An 18,440-nucleotide genomic window follows, 5' to 3' on the forward strand; every position below is an offset into this window, starting at 1 on the left:
AACATCGCTAAAAACGACGTTATATACTGACTCAACAATCAGAAGGAATTGATTGAATGGCACGGCATGCTCAACATACTTATCCCCTACACTTGGTCATTAATTGATGAAATACTCTCAATTAAGCCTCAGTACTATATTAATATGTGCCTTTGTGACCTTGATGCCTTTAAACAAGCTAGCAGCACAATCGCTCAACGACACCCAATTTATTACCCACCCACTACGGCCTTTTAGTTACCAGGATAATGAAGTGCTAAGTGGATTTTCTGTCGACATAATTCAGGCGATGATACAAAACAGCCACGTTAATATTAAAACAGATATAGAAATATACCCTTTTAATAGAGCTTTTCAGTTGTTAAAGTCACAACCCAATACTGCCTTGTTTGTTATCGCGAAAAGACCTGAGCGCGAGCAGAACATGAAGTGGGTCGGGCCTATCATTACTAGCGGCGTATATTTTTATAAAAAGCGAAGTTCGCAATTGTCTGTTGCTCACTTAGCAGACCTCAAGCGAGTACAAAATATTGGCGTGGTGCTTGATAATGCCGACCACACTTACTTAAACGCCCAAGGGTTTACCAATCTCAGCACCGACAGCGCTCAATTACAATCCTTAAAGATGCTCAGCTACGGCCGTGTAGACGTAGCGCCAATGAGCGAATTAGTGATGCCGTTTTTAGCAAAAGCGGCAAATATCGATATTAATACCATTGAGCGTACGCCAGTTAAGCTATATGACTCGACCTTGTTCATTGCTTTTTCAAACGACACCAGTGACGATGTAGTGGCACTTTGGCAACAAGCATTTGATGAACTAAAAACATCAGGGCAGTATCAAGCAATTTATGACCGATACTTTACCCAAGAGATCAGTATTGCTCAGCACTAAAAAACCAAACTGCCAAAACTCAACATCTTAAATCCAGCGCCATTGTGTTAAACACGTTAACCTGGGGCGCTTATTAATGCGGAATGGTATTAATCATCTACTCATTTTATCCGCTAAAAATACCGCTACCGACAATGTCGATTTGAAAAATCTAAGCGAAAAAATAGCCAGCAACTAAACAATTGTTAACTTGTTACACATAAGTAACAAGTCTATTATCTCGTTTGCAAACATGATAAGTCCATAATCTATAAAACAAACTCGCAGAAAGGGATCTTCAGGTGAAAGCGTTAAAAGTCATCATCATTACAATCGTTAGTGCATTGGCCCTTTATGGATTAGTGGCAATTTTATTGGGCTGGCTACTCAGCTCCATGTGCGGTAACACCGTTTACACCGAGTCACTTTCATTAGATAAAATGTACAAGGCTGTCATTTTTGAACGAAGCTGCGCCGGTGCTTCTGACTACTCAACTCAAATATCAATCATCAAAGCAGATGAGCAACTGTGCGACAATTGCGCTGGCGATGTGCTCGTTGCTAATGGCCATCCTAACGACAATAAACTCAGCTTAATCTGGTTAGGGCAACAAGATTCTGACGATCAACAACTGCAAATTCATATCCCGGCTGATATTACAATTGAGACTCAAGAAACCAGCTGGTCTTCTTGGTTTGATAATATCGATATTTCCTACCCTGTATTTGACCAATATCCATTAGCTTGCGAACACAACCCGCAAGCCAAAGCATGTCAATTCATCACAAATGATCAAAAACTGATTGATGTGTTAATTCAATTTAAAGACTTTAAAAACCATAAAGCACTTGCCGTATCTGTGAGCGATAGTGGTCATATTCGCTATGGCTACGGTTTTGGTTATGACTCCATGTTAAAAGCGCAACGCAGAGCATTAAAAGAGTGCACCAAAGGCACAAGCCCTACTCATGTAAAATGTGAATTAATTCGCTAGGGGCAAGTAATGCGATTTGAGCGTAAGCAACACAAAATACATCTCATAGATAATCACAAAATAGAAGTCAGTTATGACCGCTTTACTACGCGGTTTAGCTTATCCATTAATCAACAACAAGTTTATACCCGGCTACTACTGCTAGGCCCATGGCGTAAACAGCAGCTAATGATTAATGATATTTCTTATTCTTTAACTATTAGATGGTTTGTATTGTGGCGTTCAAGCTTAACGCCACAGCAATCATCTCCTCAACGTCTATCCATCAAGGAGCTATTACCACAGCGGCGTAGAAAGTCCATTATGATCGCGCTCTATGTCGGATTAATCAGCACGATTAAACTGACGATCATGACATTGAGCTATGCTAATGTCATATAAATCGCAGAACTACAGCCATTAACCCGCAAGCGATTTTAGTGTAAACTCGTGGCCAACTTATAAACCGGTAAAAAGCTGCACAACATGACTCAAGCCTTGTTTTACCTTATGCCTGATAATCATAATCAAATGAGTGCATTAGATGCGCTTTATTTGGCTGCCTGCCGGTTAGCTGAACAACACTATCGTCAGCAAAAAACCGTCTATATTCACTGCAAAGACAAGCAACAAGCTTATGCAATTGACGAGTTACTGTGGCAATTTGAGCCCAATGCCTTTGTACCGCACAATTTAAAAGGCGAAGGCCCAATAACAGGTGCGCCGGTTGAAATAGGTTTTGACACCTTAGGGCCAAATAAAAGTCGCCAAGTTCTGATTAATCTTGCAGACCACATGCCCACTTTTGCGGTAAACTTGCCCCATATTATCGATTTTGTCGCTAATGACGATGAGCTTAAGCGCATTGCCCGCAATCGCTACCGTCAATATCAAAGTGCAGGCATTACACCTAGCACTCAAGCATTAGCAGAATAAACACTTAATTTAGATAGAGAACATAACGCTCCTATGGAAAAAACATACAACCCAAAGTCTATCGAACAAGCCCTTTACCAAAACTGGGAAGAGCAAGGTTACTTCAAGCCGCATGGCGATGAATCACAAGGCAACTACTGCATCATGATCCCGCCACCGAACGTAACCGGTAGCTTGCACATGGGTCATGCATTCCAAGACACTATCATGGATACCCTTACCCGCTATCAACGCATGAAGGGTAAAAATACCCTTTGGCAAGTGGGTACCGACCATGCAGGTATTGCGACTCAAATGTTAGTTGAGCGTAAGCTTGAAGCTGAAGAAGGCAAAACACGCCATGATTTAGGCCGTGATGCGTTTATCAACAAAGTATGGGATTGGAAAGCCGAATCAGGCGGAACCATCACTAAGCAGCTTCGTCGTATGGGCGCCTCTGTTGATTGGGATCGCGAACGTTTTACCATGGACGAAGGCCTATCAAAAGCCGTTCAAGAAGTGTTTGTGCGTCTTTATGATGACGAATTGATTTATCGCGGTAAGCGCCTAGTTAACTGGGATCCAAAGCTACACACCGCCATTTCCGATCTTGAAGTTGAAAACAAAGAGAAGCAAGGCCACATGTGGCACTTCCGCTATCCTTTGGCACAAGGCGCACTCACGGCCGACGGTAAAGACTATTTAGAAGTTGCAACTACCCGCCCTGAAACCATGTTAGGTGACAGCGCAGTTGCCGTGCACCCAGATGACGAGCGTTATCAGTCACTCATTGGTAAATTCATTTTACTGCCAATCGTTAACCGTCTGGTGCCAATTGTGGCCGATGATTATGTCGACATGGAATTTGGTACCGGCTGCGTAAAAATCACCCCAGCACATGACTTTAACGACTATGAAGTGGGTAAACGTCATGCATTGCCTATGTACAACATCTTCACCCTAGATGCATCAGTACGCAGCTTTGTTGAAGTAATTAACACTGATGGCACACCAAACAAAGCAATTGAAATCGCCTTACCAGAACGCTATGTCGGCCTAGACCGTTTTAAAGCACGTGACGCGATTGTCGCTGAATTTGAGACATTAGGCTTACTTGAAAAAGTGGCTCCACACGGCTTAAAAGTGCCTCATGGCGACCGCTCAGGCGTGGTGATTGAGCCATTACTGACAGACCAATGGTACGTTGCGGTAGAGTCTATGGCTAAAACAGCCATCGAAGCAGTTGAAACCGGTGAAATCAAATTTGTGCCACAACAATACGAAAACATGTATTTTTCGTGGATGCGCGACATCAACGACTGGTGTATTTCACGTCAGCTATGGTGGGGACACCGTATTCCAGCCTGGTACGACGAAAACGGTAAAGTGTACGTTGGTCGTAACGAAGCAGAAGTCCGCGCCAAACATAAGCTTGCCGACTCAGCCGTGCTGCGCCAGGACGATGACGTACTTGATACCTGGTTCAGTTCAGCGTTATGGACATTCTCAACACTAGGCTGGCCAGACAATTTAGAAGACTTAAAAACCTTCCACCCAACCGACGTGTTGGTCACAGGTTTTGACATTATCTTCTTCTGGGTTGCCCGTATGATCATGATGACCATGCATTTCATTAAAGATGAAAACGGCAAGCCACAAGTGCCTTTTAAAACCGTTTACGTGACCGGTCTTATCCGTGACGAAGTCGGTAATAAGATGTCAAAGTCTAAAGGTAACGTACTTGACCCATTAGACATGATTGACGGTATTGAACTAGAAACGCTAGTTGAAAAACGTACCGGCAACATGATGCAGCCACAACTTGCCGCTAAAATTGAAAAAAGCACTCGCAAAGAGTTTGCCGACGGCATTGAAGCTCACGGCACAGACGCATTGCGCTTTACTTTAGCTGCAATGGCATCAACCGGTCGTGACATTAACTGGGACATGAAGCGCCTAGACGGTTACCGCAGTTTTTGTAACAAGTTATGGAATGCATCACGCTACGTGTTGATGAACACCGAAACTCAAACAAATCCAGACAGCGACGAAGCCGGTACGCCACTTGATTGCGGCCAAATCTTAGTTGACGGCAAACCAGGTGAAATGGAACTGTCATTAGCCGACCGTTGGATTATTGGTTTATTTAATCAAACCGTAAAAACCTTCGACGACTACATGGCTGCATACCGTTTTGACTTAGCGGCTAACACCTTATACGAGTTCACCTGGAACCAATTCTGTGACTGGTATTTAGAGTTAACCAAGCCCGTAATGCAAAATGGCAGCGAAGCGCAAATGCGTGGCACTCGCCATACCTTGGTGACCGTGCTTGAAAAAATGCAGCGTTTAATGCACCCAATCATGCCGTACATTACCGAAACCATTTGGCAGCGCGTTAAGCCACTTGCTGGCGTGACTGGCGACACCTTGATGTTAGCCACCTTCCCAACGTATCAAGCTGACCATGTTGATGAGACGGCAATGGCCGATTTAGAATGGGTTAAGCAAGTCATTGTCGCGGTTCGTAATATTCGTGCAGAGCTCAACATTGCGCCGTCTAAGCCACTAAATGCATTAGTGCGCGGTGTGAGTTATCAAGACCGGATCCGCCTTGAAGCTAATCAAACATTCTTTGCCAGCTTAGCGAAACTCGAAACCATCACCATTCTTGAAGAAGGTGAAACAGCGCCAATGTCGACCACGCAGCTAGTGGGCAATATGGAGCTGCTTATCCCAATGGCGGGTTTAATCGATGTTGCTGCTGAAATGGCGCGTATCGACAAGCAGTTAGAAAAGCTGGCGCAAGAAATTGCACGCATTGAAGGCAAATTGTCTAATGAAGGTTTTGTCGCTAAAGCCCCAGCTGCAGTGATTGATAAAGAACGCGCAAAAATGACCGACTTAACACGCGATATTGAAAAGTTAAACGAGCAAAAAATTGAACTGGCTAAAATAGAAGCCTAATCAATTAATTACATTGATACAAAAAACCAGCGATACGTCGCTGGTTTTTTATTTTACATTTATATAAAACTTTAATATCTCATTTTGCGTTTTTGCTGTATAAGCTTGCGCCAATATCATCATTCTATTTAATGGGTCACCACCATGTCTGATAAGTACTTTTTCAAAGGGCGTAGAACCCCAAAGCCAGCGTATGGCGAAAGTGGTTATAACACCAAACGTGCCAGTAAACCGGGTACAGAGATTTCACCGTTAATCTTATCGGTACAAACTGAAGCGCGTAAAGTTGAAGTTGCAGCTTTGGTTGCCGAACAAAAGCTGATTGCCAACATTACCGTTGATGCAGATAAAGCTGAAAACATCATTGAGTTAACGGGATTACTGAACAAGCCGAAAGCAGTCAGCTTTGAAGCTAAACCTAACCGTAATGATGTATGCACTTGCGGCAGTGGCAAAAAATATAAAAAGTGTTGTGGCGCCTAAATCGCCAGCTTTACATACTAAACACATAGCAACACTTCAAAACAAAGCGGATCTCACGATCCGCTTTTTGTTTTTGGATATTTTCCTTCAACTTAGGTAGAGTGTCTGGCGTTAACTCAATACACAATAATAAAGGGTGACTTATGAGCACTAATTCACATTCAGGCAACGACCTGCGTGAAGTAAAACAACTGGGGATGTGGGCATCAATCACCAGTTTAGGGTATATATTTTGGCTTGTCGGCGGCATGGAGCTGGTTGAACGTATTGCTTATTACGGCGTAAAAGCCTCCGCGGGTTTATATGCAAAATCCCCCGTGTCGGAAGGTGGCTTAGGCATCGACTTGCACGATTACGGCATTATCATTGCTGTTTGGGCCATGCTACAAACCTTTATTCCGGTGTTTACCGGCGGTATTTCAGATCGTGTCGGTTACAAAGAAACCATTTTTGTTTCGACCATTATCAAAATTTTCGGTTACCTCACCATGGCCATATTCCCAGACTTTTGGGGTTTTCTAGCCGGAGCCATGTTGCTTGCCGCAGGTACAGGGGTATTTAAACCCGGTATTCAAGGTACGCTCGTGCTGTCGACAAAGCGCGAAAACACCTCTATGGCGTGGGGTATATTTTATCAAGTCGTGAATATCGGTGGTTTCTTAGGTCCGCTAGTGGCCGTGCACATGCGCCAGTTATCGTGGGACAATGTGTTTTATGCTTGTGCGGCGATTATCTCATTTAACTTCTTATTTTTATTGGCTTATAAAGAACCAGGTAAAGATGAGCGTTTAGCGAGAGCGGCTAAAGTAAAATCAGGTGAAATCCAGCAAGAAGCGTTATGGAAAGATGCACTGCATGAGCTGAAAAAGCCGATCGTGCTTTACTACATGTTAGTGTTTGCTGGCTTTTGGTTTTTATATAACTCGCTATTTGACGTACTGCCTATTCATATTGCCGAGTGGGTTGATACCAGCATTATTGTCACCTCATTATTTGGCCCTGAAGGCACCAGCAACGGCATATTGCAATTCTGGCTTGGTCTGAATAACGACGGTACCAAGGTGATGCCTGAGGGCATGCTAAACCTGAACGCAGGCATGATCATGACCACCTGCTTTTTAGTCGCTGCCTTTACCGCCAAATACCGCATCACCACCGCGATGTTAGTAGGATGTATTTTAAGTATTGCCGCGATTATGTTGGTCGGTGCATTTAATGCCGCGTGGATGATTGTATTAGCCATTGTGATGTTCTCTTTTGGCGAAATGATGATTAGCCCGAAGAAAAACGAATTTATGGGTAATATTGCCCCTGAAGGTAAAAAAGCCATGTATTTAGGCTTTGTCATGTTACCGCAAGGGATCGGTTGGACATTAGAAGGCTACTTTGCCCCTAAGCTATACCAAATCTATGCTTCAAAAGAGATTATCTCGCGTAATGAGTTAGTCAGCCGTGGCATGAGTCAAACCGATGTTGATGCTATTCCACAAGGTGAAGCCTTTATGCGCTTAGTGGATTTTACCGGTATGGAAGCTCAGCCATTAACCCATATGCTGTATGAGGCCAATAACATTGGTATGGCATGGTACATCATTGCTGCTATCGGAATTATTTCAGCAGTGGGTATCTTTATCTACGGAAAATGGTTATTAACCATGCAGCGCCAACAAGCCGCGGCGTAATAGCTAATAGCACTCGATGAGTGTACAGATTCATTAAGCCACAATATCAATACCAACAAGGGAGGCAGTAATGCCTCCCTTTTGTTATCTACGATAAAATGACAGGCTTTATCGAATCTAGAGCGCTACGCTACTAGGACGCTGCGCGGCTAGAATCTATAAAATCTTAACAGCGAGTCCAGCCATCATTGTTAGCAAGCCAAAATAACGTTGTCATCCCATAGTAAGAGCCTAGAGCGCTTCGCTGCTAGGACGCTACGCGGCTAGAATCTATAAAATCTTAGCAGTGAGTCCAACCATTATTGTTAGCAAGCCAAAATAACGTTGTCATCCCATAGTAAGAGCCTAGATCGCTTCGCTGCTAGGACGCTACGCGGCTAGAATCTATAAAATCTTAGCAGCGAGTCCAACCATTATTGTTAGCAAGCCAAAATAACGTTGTCATCCCATAGTAAAAGCCTAGATCGCTTCGCTGCTAGGACGCTACGCGGCTAGAATCTATAAAATCTTAGTAGCGAGTCCAGCCATCATTGTTAGCAAGCCAAAATAACGTTGTCATCCCATAGTAAGAGCCTAGAGCGCTACGCTGCTAGGACGCTGCGCGGCTAGAGTCTATAAAATCTTAACAGCGAGTCCAGCCATCATTGCTAGCAAGCCAAAATAACGTTGTCATCCCATAGTAAGAGCCTAGAGCGCTTCGCTGCTAGGACGCTACGCGGCTAAAATCTATAAAATCTTAGCAGTGAGTCCAACCATTATTGTTAGCAAGCCAAAATAACGTTGTCATCTCATAGCAAGGGCCTAGATCGCTTCGCTGCTAGGACGCTACGCGGCTAGAATCTATAAAATCTTAGCAGCGAGTCCAGCCATCATTGTTAGCAAGCCAAAATAACGTTGTCATCCCATAGTAAGAGCCTAGATCGCTTCGCTGCTAGGACGCTACGCGGCTAGAATCTATAAAATCTTAACAGCGAAATCGTCCCTATCCCTGAACGCAACATTGGCTTAGATTGTTTTCTAGCAGGACGAAGTCCGTCCTAGAAGCGTAGCGACCCTAGCAGGACAACGTCCGTCCTAGCAGCGCAGCGACCCTAGCAGGACAACGTCCGCCCTAGCAGCGCAGCGAACCTAGCTACACTTATGGATGAAAAATCAAACAAAAAAAGAGGGAGGCATTGCTGCCTCCCTCTTGCTTAGTTTCTTAAGTGATGATTAAGAAATGGTTGTTTTTATTCACTTACCTAGTGAGAAGTCGTCGCGTGAACTTTATCAAGGCCGTAAGTTTTACCTTCGGCATGACAAGTTGCACAAGATTCAATCGGTACACCTGCAGCAGACATTACGCTATCACCAGCAACTGTAGCACCATTGCTCTTAAAGTGAGCAAGAGCCGCAGCACCAGAGTGCGCATGACAACTACGACATGCTTCAGCAACAGGAGAGATAAACTCACCAGGAACACCATCAAACTGATTATCGTCTACTTCAATAGCGGTTCTACCAGAAGTCAACTTACCCGTACCATCGAAGAATGGCATCGCATCACCATCAGCATTCGCATCTTTATGACACGCTTGGCAATTGGTTTTACTTGCTGGATAGTTAACCCAAGTTTCACCATCTGTACCTAAGTAAATGCCACCGCCAGTGCTACCCGCAAACATACCGCTGTGGAAACGGTGAGCAACTGTGACTAAGTCACGGTTGTAATATTCTAGGCCTTCAACCACTTCAAACGTAGGTTCGCCATTAGCATCCACACCAGATTGCTTGTACACATCTGCATGATAAGAACCAGGGTAGTTGTTATTATGACAATCAGCACATTGGGTAAAGTTAGTCACACCATGGTTAGGTGATTTAATGTGAGCTAAGTTATCGTGACAAGCATTACATTTCGCTTCATCAGCCGTTGTACGGTCATTACCAGCTTGAGTCGGTGCGCTATAAGCTGTTAGCTCAGGGCTAACAAAACGTAAGTTGTCAGTGGTTTCAACACCCGCTGCAGCAACAGCATCAAACTTGAAGAACTTAGTGACGATATTAGCAGGAACCGCGACGTCACAAGCACCAGTATCTGTGCCTGCACCCGTTGCTAACATAGTATTAATCACTACTTTGCCAGTCGTTGAGTTACCACACATGTTCATTTCTGAAGATACTGAAATTGTTTTTCCATCAAGTTGGTTGGCAGAAAGTGCTTTCATTAAGGTTATTTTTCCACCACTAACGATAAACATTTCAGGATTAGTTACCGTGTTAACACTCAAACCACGAACATAATCACCATTACTATCAAGAGTACCAATTAACATGTCGTCACCGGATGCTTTCTTGTTCAAGTACTGAGTTAAATCAGTACCATCAGCTGCAACAGCACCATTTAGATTAACGTTATAAACAATCGTTAATACATCTGCAGCAACATCGGCAGAAACAACCTCAAACACTAAGCCAGTTTCGAAAGCATCTCGACGATCAACACCGTGAGCTTCCATTGGGCTTAAACTTCCTGCACCATGACAGCCTGAACAAACCGCATCACTTGAAGGAACAATCCCTCTGTGATTTTCACCGGTAGCTAAATCAACATCAACGTGACAAGACACACACGCTTCTTCATAGACGTTGTCGTTCCACTGAGTACCATTATCATGACATACAGTACATTCATTTAACTCAGCAGGAAATCCAACTCCACCAAACATTTCTTTGGCTTCGCCCGTTAGCGAGTCAGCAATATGATGACCTGCGTGGATAGTGTGGATCATGGCATTGAAGTTAGCGTTATAACCTTTATCAGGATCATCTTGTCCGCCGGCATATGCAGGGTTATGACAAGCCACACAGTTTTCAACTTTTTGATAGTTATGGTGAGCGTCAATGTTAGCGATACGCATATCTGTATCAGCGAAACCTTCCATTGGGCTGTGACATTTAATACATGCCGCATTAGACACTGAGTCTTTTGCTGATACCGCAAGTTCACCAGTAGCAGGAATAAAATCAATTGGTGTGGATAAAATTTTATCGCTGATGCCAGTACCGTCAGCGTCGACCACATCATAGGTGCGGATCATCACACGAACTAAATCATTAGCATTACCACTCGCTAATACAACGGGTGCATTACCTTCATGTGTCCAAGTACCGATGTAAGTACCAGGGTTTGCGGCATCTTCAGTTAATGTACAAGCATTCACAACAGAGCCATCACGCGCTGTGGTGCTACCGGTTAAATTACAATACATGCTGCTACCAAAATCATTGGCTAAAGCATGGTTAGTCCATAACATTGGCGCGCCAGTGTCTGTGGTATTCTCAGACTGACTGGTGACATATAGAGCGACTCTCTCAAGACCAGAGAATGGAACCTCTGCATTACCCATACCTTTACCCGATACGGTAAATTTAATACTAAAAGGTTCGCTACCAACCACAACAATATCGGCTGGATCAAGTTTCAAGTTATAGTCGTATGCATTATTAACCGTTGTGACGGTTAATCCAGCAGAAGTGCCATCAGCACCAGGTATACCTGGAGTGCCAGGAGTACCTGCAGCGCCGTCGGCACCATCACTGCCGTCAGAACCACATCCTGCTAAACCAAAAGCAGCAATGAATGCCGCTGCAAGTAACGTTCTGTTATATTTTTTCATTTTAAATCCCCCGATTTAAATGTGTAGGTTTTACACATACAAAATATAAGGAATTAGAGACAAATACCCGCGCGGTGTAACAAACCTGTGATGTTTGGTTGCAAATTCGTTAACAGGAATTGGTGATTTTACTTTTAAGTATCCCAAAATATGAAATAGCTAATTTTATATTTTGTAACCCTAAAGAGGTATTTGTAATGAATGAAAAAGTAGCAAAGGTGATGCAGAACAAAATATGGTTGTAAACCACTGATTAAAAAGCTTAAATTATTTCAGCCTAACAGCCGTCCTAACAATAAGCGAGTGCTAATATATTGATATTATGAGTAAAAAAATTAAACCAATAACGCGCGAGTGATATCAATTATCATTTGTTTCACTTCTGCTGAATAGCGTCGATAATGCTCTGCACGTTCAATTAAACAATAATTTGGCATAGGCATCACTGAGTTAAGTCGTTCAAACTCTGAGTCGGGTAAACGCTCAACTCGCAGTTGAGGAATTTGCTGTGCAAAAGAGCCTTCATGACAAATGGTTAACGCTAAACTGTCCATGGTCAGCAAATGCCAATACCAATCTTCGAGCTTTTTAACGCACTCAATATCTTCTAAAAGTAAGCCTTCGGTTTGGCAATAAAGCTCTAATGGATCAATACGATTATTAAATCCACGACAACGTAAATACACAATCGAATACTGAATAATGTCTTCAAGTTTTATCGGTTCAGCAACATCCCAAAATGCATGTTGAGCGTGACCCACCACGCATAACGATGTTGCACTACCAATCGGGTGGGCTTCTAACCCATGGGTATCTTGAGTCTCAAAACCAATACCAAAATCTAAATCGCCGTTATAAATAAGCTCTTCGGTATCGGCTTGCCAACTGTGTAACTTAACCTTGCCAATGGTATTACGCGGGCACAAGCTCAATGCAACGGCAACGCTGGTAATAATACTTGGCGACACCGCCAAATGAAGCACCGAACGTTTCTGAAGATTAGTTTTATCTGCAGCCACTCTCTCAATTTGACTCAACATATCGCACAATTGGCAAATCGGCTGATATAAGCGCTCGGCTAATGGTGTAGGTTTAAGCCCTTGTTGACGGCGAAAAAACAGCTCATCATTAAAAATAATCCGCAAAGAGGTTAAGCAACGGCTAATTTTAGGTGCTGAAACGCTGAGTTCTTTGGCCGCAATATTGGCAAAACCGGTTTCATAAATAATTTTAAACACCATTAAACTAAACACATCTAGTTCACTGACTTTTTTTAGGGCTTGTAAATCCACATATCACCTAACGAGCTGTAAAGGTGACCATAAATTAGCATGTTACAAACAATAAAAAGTTGATCTAGTGCTGAATTATGCAATCTACTTCAGCTTGCGTTAATACACGATACTCACCGGGCAATAAGGCGTTATCGAGCATAATGTTCCCCACGGATTCACGATGTAGAGCAACCACGGGATTACGAAAACGACCAAACATGCGCTTAATTTGATGATACTTTCCTTCCCGCAGTACCACCCTCGCCTTATACGTCGACAAAATGGTTAATTGCGCCGGCAAAGTGGTGATGTCTTCAAACTCAAAATACACCCCATTAGCAAAGGCATCGATGTAACTTTCATCAATGGGGTTCGCTAACGTGACAAGATAATGTTTATCGACTTTATGATCTGGTGCCATCAGCGCAGCAGACCACTTTGCATCGTTTGTGATTAACAATAACCCGGTTGAATGCAAATCCAGTCGCCCTGCAATATGTAACATGGCTGAATTAATACCCTCGAGTAAACTCAATGCGGTGGGGTGCTTATCATCCACGGTGGCACTGACTACACCGTCAGGTTTATTAAGCATATAATATTGCTTTTGGTATTGCTGCAGCACCACATCATTACAAACAATATGGCTAAACTCATCGATCTGTAAATCTGGAGATTTAGCCAATTTGTCATCAACCAAGACTTTGTTATCAATCAATAGCTGACGAACCGCTTTTTTTGACACTTGTAACGCACGAGCAATAAACTGATCTAACCGACCACGCTTAGACGCCATAAAACCTCATTAAGAGTGATACCAATTTTATTAAGAATACCTTATTCTGTAACAGGACTACATTAATAAGGAGTAACATGCTTTCGCAACCTGCTAGTACAGATTTGCGCCCAGACATGACCACAGCCGAATTTAAACAGGCGATCAAGTCACTGGACCTATTTTTACAAGAGAACATATTTCAAAGTGCCATTAACGACACTTTAAATAAGCGATCGCAGTTTTTCGACTCTCTATTATGCCTTCTCTGGCAAGCTCTCGAGCTAGATGATAACCATATTTCACTCAATGCCGTTGGCGGTTATGGGCGACAAACCTTGCACCCATTTTCAGACATTGATATCTGCATCATCCACGACGGACAACTGTCGGCAACCGACGGCGCCAAAATCAGTGGTTTTTTAACCCAATTGTGGGATATCGGCCTCGACTTAGGCCACGCTGTTCGTAGCCTAGATGATACCTTCCAAGCCTGTAAAGACGATGTCACCATTGCCACCAGCTTGCTTGAAATTCGCCATTTATACGGTAACACCGACCACCAGCAAATTGTGTTAGAGGCATTATACGGCCAGGATTTATGGCAAAGCCAAGCGTTTTTTAATGCCAAACTGAGTGAGCAACAAGAGCGCCATGCCAAAGCTCAAGGCACCTCATTTAGTATTGAACCCAACTTAAAAACCAGTCCTGGCGGTATTCGCGACATTCAAACTCTCACGTGGGTTGCCCGTAAACATTTTGGCGTAGCCAGCATGCAGTCATTACGACGCTTTGGCTTTTTAACCAACGATGAATACTCAGAGCTAATGGAATGCCAACACTTTTTGTTTAGAGTACGCTTTGCCTTGCACCAAGCTGCTCAACGCTCAGAAAACCGTTTATTACTGCAACATCAAGCCGAAGTCGCTAAATTAATGGGCTTTGGTGATGGGATGCCAAACGGAGAAAGTGGCAACATTGCCATTGAGAAAATGATGCGTCAGCTGTTTAGGGCAATGAAACGCATTGGTGAATTAAACAAAATTTTAATGGCCTATTTCCAGCGGGAAATCATTCCGCAACTCAATCCCGACATTATCCCAATTAACGATAACTTTGAAATTGTCGACCAATACATTCATGTGCGTGATGAAACGGTATTTATTGACCGCACTCAAATCATGGCGCTGTTTGAATTTATCGCGATTCATCATGACAAAATTATCGGTATTACTGCCGAAACGTTGCGCTCACTGCGCCAAGTAAGACGCCGCTTAATGGGCGACTTACAAGACTTTCAGCGTTGCCGCGAACAATTTAAAGCCATTTTTAACCACCCTCAGGGCATGGGGTTAGCTATTACATTAATGCATCAGCATGGTATTTTGGCCTCTTACTTACCGCAATGGCGTGAAGTTGTCGGCCAAATGCAATTTGATTTATTCCATGCTTATACGGTCGATGAACACACCCATAAGGTGCTTAAAAACATTTATGCTTACGGTAAAGACATTAAAACGCTCGACAAAGATTTAGCGTTAGCAGCAGATATTTACCAAAAAATGTCTAGCAAATCGACCTTGCTATTTGGGGCGTTGTTTCATGATTTAGCCAAAGGCCGCGGCGGCGACCACAGCGAACTTGGTGCGGTAGACGCCAACATGTTTGCCATCTTTCATGGTTTAAAAGTGTCGCAACAAAAACTGATTAGTTGGCTGGTAGAAAACCATTTATTAATGTCTATCACCTCTCAGCGAATGGACATTTACGATCCTGAAGTGGTGAACAGCTTTGCCAAAAAAGTCGGCACTTTAACCCGCTTAGATGCCTTATATTGTCTCACCATTGCCGATATTCAAGCGACTAACGATGACTTATGGAACGATTGGAAAGCCTCGCTATTAAAAGATTTGTACTTTATTACCCGTAAAGCATTACGTGGCGGCTTTGAAAATGTATTACAAATTCGTACTCTAGTGCGCGAACATAAACAAGAAGCGCTCAACCTGTTAAATGCAGACGAAGCCACAACAGTAGCCATTAAAACCTTATGGAAACGTTTACCCATCGCGTTTTTTAGTAATGCCGAAGCTGAAGATATTGCCAGGTACACTCAAGCGATATTGCTGCACAACCAAACCCCGGTTGCTGACGGCGAATACAATACCTTAATATTACTCGATGACGCTGTAGTTAAAGGTTGTAGTGACGTATTTGTGTATACAAAAGATAGACATGGGTTATTTGTTAAATTATTTAATACCCTCGCGGCATTGCGTATTTCGGTCAAACAAGCGCAAATTGCCCGCACTAAAGATGGTTATGTTGTTGAAGCCTTTAAAGTGCTCGATTTTGATGAGAAACCGATCACCAGCGCCCAACGCCGTAAGCAAGTGATGAACAAGTTGCATCAAGTGCTAGACAACGATGTCACGTTGCCTAAAAAGCGTGAGTCTAGGCGCCATCAAAGTTTCGACAATCAACCGAGCATTGAGTTTTTGTATTCACGTAAATCGACACGCACATTAGTCAATGTATCGGCCTTAGACACTAGTGAATTTATGGAACAAATCGCCAGTGCCTTCAGAACTCTCGACCTTAATATCCACTCGGCCACGATCAGCACGGTCGGTGAACGGGCAGATAACGTGTTCTCAATATCCAATAAGCAAGACCAGCAATTAACAGCAGAAGAACAACAACAACTGTCTGTTGAGTTAGTCAACGCCATCACCGGCTAAATAACACACATTAGCCATAGTCATTGATTTGTACTTTGCTTTGAGCAAATCAATGGCTATGCGATAATCTCAACAATTCCATTGTCGATTTTAGGTCATCATGTCATCAGCGTTTACGTACACCAGCGAATATGTACTCGATAAAGCTTACTTTGAAGAATGCTTTACCCAGTCTGTCAACCCCAAAACGCCTCCCAAGCAATACCTTAAAACCGCAATATTTGCGATTATCGGGTTAGGCATATTACTGCTCGATAACGTCAGTCAATTAGCGGTGAGCAGTAAAGAAACCTACTATTTAGGGTACTTCTTTATTGGTTTAGCCGTGGTCGAATGGCTAAGTATCCGCTTTAAAAAAACCTGGTGGTTATGGCGACAAATGATGAGTAAAGCCGCGGGTGACACAGTAACACTCGTCATTGATGATCAAGGTATTCATAGTCAATCGACTCATGTAAATCAACAAATTTTATGGACTGAAGTTTACCGCATCAACCAAACCGATGCGGGCTTTTTAATTGCACTGCAAAAAAGTACAACCTACTTGTCTAAACGTTGTTTAGATGCTGCAAGTATCGAGTTTATTACCAGTAAACAATCGTAAAAAACGCTATGTTAATGCCTCGCTAACGCGTTGCTGAATATGGCTGAGCACATCCTGTTCAAACCAAGGATTACGGCTCAGCCAAATATTATTACGCGGGCTGGGGTGCGGCAGAGGGACGCAAAGTGGCCCAAAGCTGCGCCACTGCTTTACCGTTTCGGTGAGGGTTTTGGGTTTGTTAGCGATATCGAAATCAACTAACTCACTTTTGGTTAATGCATTAATCGTTAAACGCTGATGGCTTAAATAATAATGTTGTGCATATTGGCCAACTAATAATATTAATTGCACTTGAGTTAAGTGAGCTAATAATAATGCATGCCACTTAGGGGCGCATTCAGGCCTTGGTGGTAAATCACCCGATTGACCTTTCTTGGCGGTCGCTGCGCTATAACTCCCTGGATAACAAAAGCCCATTGGCATAATGGCAACCTGCTTAGCATCGTAAAACACCTCACGGCTTACACCCAACCATTCACGCAATCTGTCACCACTAGCATCATTAAAAGGAATGCCTGTGTCATGCACTTTACGCCCAGGCGCCTGACCAATAATCAATACCTTGGCTTGAGAGTCTATTTGCACCACAGGGCGTACACCATGTGTTAATGATGCCGCACAAAGCTGACATTGATTAACCTGCTTGAGCAGCACTTCAAAATCGCTCATATAAATATTCCCTTTCACACTCTATCCAAAGGAACTAAGCTGCAGTAGTATTTGTCAAAATAACAAAGTTCTCCCAGAAGGAACAACCATGCCATCTCTTATTACTAGCAAAACAATGACCCGCCTTACCCTTGCGACAATATTGGCCAGTTGCGCTGTACTTAGTTTTAGCGCAAGCGCATTACCACAAGCACCTGATAAAGATGTTGCCTCGCTCAAGCAAGCTTGCCAACAAATCGCGCTTGAAGACCAATTACCTGAAGCAGAAATCCCGTCTTTTCTATTAGACTGTGTCAACGACCAGTTAACCGAAATGGGTTATGAGCGCATAGCCAGCCTAGATTAAATTGCTAGCCTAGATTAAACAAATGCTAGCTTCCACATTAATAAAAAACGCCGTTAAGGCGTTTTTTTGTGGCTATTACAGCATATAAAGCCTTTAAAAAGCCTGACAAAAAATGGCTATCGATGCGCCAATGGCCACAAACCATGATAACGATCGTAACGTGCCGTAATTAAGTAAATACATGGCATGGTAAACCACGCGAGCAACAATGTGTACGATGGCTAATAGTGCCACCACATCAGTGACGTTATTAGTAATTAACGCTGTCAGCACTGCAACCCCAAATACCATTAACGACTCAAATGCATTTTGATGCCCCGCTAAAGCACGTGCGCCAAAACCGGTAAGCAGTGCTTGTTGCGCACGTGGATGGTTATTGTCATAACGGCCAGACTTACCCATCGCTATGGCTAACGGAACCTTGGCGGCATATGGCAGTAACATGGCAATCAGTAAACAAATCAATATGGTATGCAT

At 43.2% G+C, this 18,440-nt stretch carries 15 protein-coding genes; 10 read left to right on the forward strand and 5 right to left on the reverse strand.

Translation table 11 applies throughout. The features are described from left to right. Positions 1–163 precede the first annotated feature (163 nt). The 7 genes from AC19MV_RS03935 (at position 164) to AC19MV_RS03965 (ending at position 7,895) form a co-directional block, all read left to right on the forward strand. On the forward strand, positions 164–895 hold the full coding sequence (locus AC19MV_RS03935) for a substrate-binding periplasmic protein (RefSeq protein ID WP_498305859.1): 732 nt from the start codon (positions 164–166) through the stop codon (positions 893–895). A 281-nt stretch (positions 896–1,176) separates the two neighbouring features. Then, positions 1,177–1,869 carry a hypothetical protein gene (locus AC19MV_RS03940; RefSeq protein ID WP_498305860.1) on the forward strand — a complete coding sequence of 231 codons (693 nt, stop codon included), beginning with the start codon at positions 1,177–1,179 and terminating at the stop codon, positions 1,867–1,869. Positions 1,870–1,878: 9 nt separating this feature from the next. Continuing rightward, complete coding sequence (locus AC19MV_RS03945) at positions 1,879–2,250, forward strand: hypothetical protein (RefSeq protein ID WP_498305861.1); 372 nt, start codon at positions 1,879–1,881, stop codon at positions 2,248–2,250. Between the two features lie 84 nt (positions 2,251–2,334). Then, positions 2,335–2,784, forward strand: a complete 450-nt coding sequence (locus tag AC19MV_RS03950; RefSeq protein WP_432399091.1) for a DNA polymerase III subunit chi — start codon at positions 2,335–2,337, stop codon at positions 2,782–2,784. Between the two features lie 33 nt (positions 2,785–2,817). After that, complete coding sequence (locus AC19MV_RS03955; RefSeq protein ID WP_498305862.1) at positions 2,818–5,730, forward strand: valine--tRNA ligase; 2,913 nt, start codon at positions 2,818–2,820, stop codon at positions 5,728–5,730. A 144-nt stretch (positions 5,731–5,874) separates the two neighbouring features. Further along, the gene (locus AC19MV_RS03960; RefSeq protein WP_432399093.1) at positions 5,875–6,213 is read left to right on the forward strand and encodes a PBPRA1643 family SWIM/SEC-C metal-binding motif protein; all 339 of its coding nucleotides are present in this window, start codon (positions 5,875–5,877) and stop codon (positions 6,211–6,213) included. A 143-nt stretch (positions 6,214–6,356) separates the two neighbouring features. Further along, positions 6,357–7,895, forward strand: a complete 1,539-nt coding sequence (locus AC19MV_RS03965) for an MFS transporter (protein ID WP_498305863.1) — start codon at positions 6,357–6,359, stop codon at positions 7,893–7,895. 1,241 nt (positions 7,896–9,136) lie between these two features. Here AC19MV_RS03965 and AC19MV_RS03970 read toward each other — a convergent pair. The 3 genes from AC19MV_RS03970 to AC19MV_RS03980 form a co-directional block, all read right to left on the reverse strand. Next, positions 9,137–11,554 (reverse strand): OmcA/MtrC family decaheme c-type cytochrome, encoded by a 2,418-nt coding sequence (locus tag AC19MV_RS03970; RefSeq protein WP_498305864.1) that lies wholly within the window; start codon positions 11,552–11,554, stop codon positions 9,137–9,139. Positions 11,555–11,889: 335 nt separating this feature from the next. Further along, on the reverse strand, positions 11,890–12,846 hold the full coding sequence (locus AC19MV_RS03975; RefSeq protein ID WP_498305865.1) for a LysR family transcriptional regulator: 957 nt from the start codon (positions 12,844–12,846) through the stop codon (positions 11,890–11,892). Between the two features lie 64 nt (positions 12,847–12,910). Continuing rightward, complete coding sequence (locus AC19MV_RS03980; protein ID WP_498305866.1) at positions 12,911–13,624, reverse strand: 16S rRNA pseudouridine(516) synthase; 714 nt, start codon at positions 13,622–13,624, stop codon at positions 12,911–12,913. A gap of 77 nt (positions 13,625–13,701) precedes the next feature. Between AC19MV_RS03980 and glnD the strand changes: the two genes are divergently transcribed. After that, a complete protein-coding gene (gene glnD, locus AC19MV_RS03985) occupies positions 13,702–16,344 on the forward strand; it encodes a [protein-PII] uridylyltransferase (protein WP_498305867.1) in 2,643 nt (880 codons plus the stop codon). A gap of 100 nt (positions 16,345–16,444) precedes the next feature. Beyond that, a complete protein-coding gene (locus AC19MV_RS03990; RefSeq protein ID WP_498305868.1) occupies positions 16,445–16,948 on the forward strand; it encodes a YcxB family protein in 504 nt (167 codons plus the stop codon). Positions 16,949–16,954: 6 nt separating this feature from the next. Here the strand turns inward: AC19MV_RS03990 and AC19MV_RS03995 are convergent, their stop codons facing one another. Continuing rightward, complete coding sequence (locus AC19MV_RS03995; RefSeq protein ID WP_498305869.1) at positions 16,955–17,617, reverse strand: uracil-DNA glycosylase family protein; 663 nt, start codon at positions 17,615–17,617, stop codon at positions 16,955–16,957. A gap of 88 nt (positions 17,618–17,705) precedes the next feature. Here AC19MV_RS03995 and AC19MV_RS04000 point away from each other — a divergent pair, with 88 nt between their 5' ends. Further along, the gene (locus AC19MV_RS04000; RefSeq protein ID WP_432399101.1) at positions 17,706–17,963 is read left to right on the forward strand and encodes a hypothetical protein; all 258 of its coding nucleotides are present in this window, start codon (positions 17,706–17,708) and stop codon (positions 17,961–17,963) included. Positions 17,964–18,056: 93 nt separating this feature from the next. On the opposite strand, the gene AC19MV_RS04005 is transcribed toward AC19MV_RS04000, so the two are convergent. Then, positions 18,057–18,440: an MAPEG family protein gene (locus tag AC19MV_RS04005; protein WP_498305870.1), complete on the reverse strand. Its 384-nt coding sequence runs from the start codon at positions 18,438–18,440 to the stop codon at positions 18,057–18,059.

The organism is Shewanella sp. MF05913 (assembly GCF_059758095.1).